1 protein-coding gene is annotated in these 1,671 nt (G+C 32.0%); it reads right to left on the bottom strand.

Translation table 11 applies throughout. The annotated features are described in order from the left end of the window. Positions 1–75: 75 nt before the first annotated feature. Positions 76–1,482 carry a substrate-binding periplasmic protein gene (locus tag F607_RS0126805; protein ID WP_027710438.1) on the bottom strand — a complete coding sequence of 469 codons (1,407 nt, stop codon included), beginning with the start codon at positions 1,480–1,482 and terminating at the stop codon, positions 76–78. Positions 1,483–1,671 lie beyond the last annotated feature (189 nt).

Raw genomic sequence — 1,671 nt, 5'->3', positions numbered from 1 at the left:
ATTGTATTATTTTTTTCCAATGTGATGCTCTAAGTCAGTTGCTAATCATCCTATTATACTGATTTTGTTGTATTTTTATATGCGATTGCCCTGACTAGTTAGATATTTATCTAGAATCTTTTGTAAAGTGCCATCAGCTATTATTTGTTCTATAGCAGAGTTAACCCTTTCTTTATAAGGTGTCAGATGTTTATGCATTCTCAAGACAAGAGGAGCATTAGTGTGTACCGCTCCAAATGTTACTTCTATTTTTAACTTGTCAGACCAGTAAAGACCTGCTAGTTTCCCTATTATTCCTTGTTTGACATCGCTATTACTTACAGCAATAATTAATTCTTTTTCATTTTCAAAATCAACTCGTTTGAGACGTTTTTGATCATAATAATCATAACCTTTTATAGTACCGACTTTTTCACTATAGTTTAGACCCAAATCTTTAGCCTCTCTGCTACCTTTGGGCATAATAACAACATCATCTACAGACAAAATATTTTTTGATATAAAGTATTTATCATCAAACTTTCCATTAGGCATCCAAGATGGACTTTTTATATCTAGATCAACTTCTTTAAGTTCAAGCGCTTCCTGCCCTGAGGTTTCTGAACCTAACTTTACAGGTAAGCCTTTAATTTTTGCTCTCTTTAATATCTCTTGAATCAACTCTATAAGTATTCCAACAGTTTCTCCAGTACTTTTTTCAAAAATAAAAGGGTACCATGCATTGGAACTTGAAATATCATACTTAACTACTGGCTCAATATCATTTATAACTTCTTTCTCAATCAAATCATCAAGTAATCCTGACTTTGTATACGAATTAATTATATCTTTTAATCTAGGAGCCACCTCATAATGCTTGCTAATTAAATAGTGATATACTGATAGATCGACTAAACTTGGACTTACCCAGTAGTCTTCAGGATTTATTTTATTCGCAAGAATAGCTAGTTTTAATGTTAAAGTATCTGTAAGAAAGCCATCAATCCTACTATACTCTAACATCTTTGTTAATTGGTTAGCATCTTGAACCAGAAAAAGCTCAAGGTTTTGCTTTTTTGCAAATGAATCTGACCAAAATACCCCTCTAATAGATGCAATCTTTTTTCCTCTAAGAAGGGATTTACTCCAGATAGTTTTATCTATTTTGTTTTTCGTAACATAAACTCCATAAAACCTAAGAATTGGTGGCTCAATTTTAATTAATGAATAATTATGTTCACTAAAGAAAATATTTGCACGGCCAAACTCTCCATCAATACTACCAGACTTTATCATTTGTACTAGCCTTTTTGACGGAGCAATGACAGCTTCAAAACATAGTCCTGCAGATTGATACAGTTCTCTCAAAACCGGTATTAATTGAGAATTAAAAGGTGATTCATAAAAGCCTATCTGTAAACATGGGGTTGCATTTGCACGATTTATATAAGCTAAAGCAATAATATTTAAAATAATAATTAATTTAAGAAAAATTAAATTCATATTTTGGGTATCTGAAAGCTAGACAATTTTAAATTACTTATATATGTAGCATAAAATGTGGAGTTTGTACTGGTCTAATGCCATCGGACACTTGATTGTCAGCAGCAATGTAAAACTGACCCACTAGCAGCAATCGAATTTTGACCCACCTGAGTAAAATACCACCGTTTAAGCTTAAGTGTGTGGTAT

The organism is Zooshikella ganghwensis DSM 15267, assembly GCF_000428585.1.
In the GTDB taxonomy this organism is placed as follows: domain Bacteria; phylum Pseudomonadota; class Gammaproteobacteria; order Pseudomonadales; family Zooshikellaceae; genus Zooshikella; species Zooshikella ganghwensis.
The sequence above is the reverse complement of the archived record's forward strand: the minus strand, read 5'-3'. Positions and strand labels throughout refer to the sequence as shown.

Bases quoted from the DNA above. Each gene is read 5' to 3' on its own strand.
- F607_RS0126805 (WP_027710438.1), bottom strand. From the start codon at position 1,482: ATGAATTTAATTTTTCTTAAATTAATTATTATTTTAAATATTATTGCT.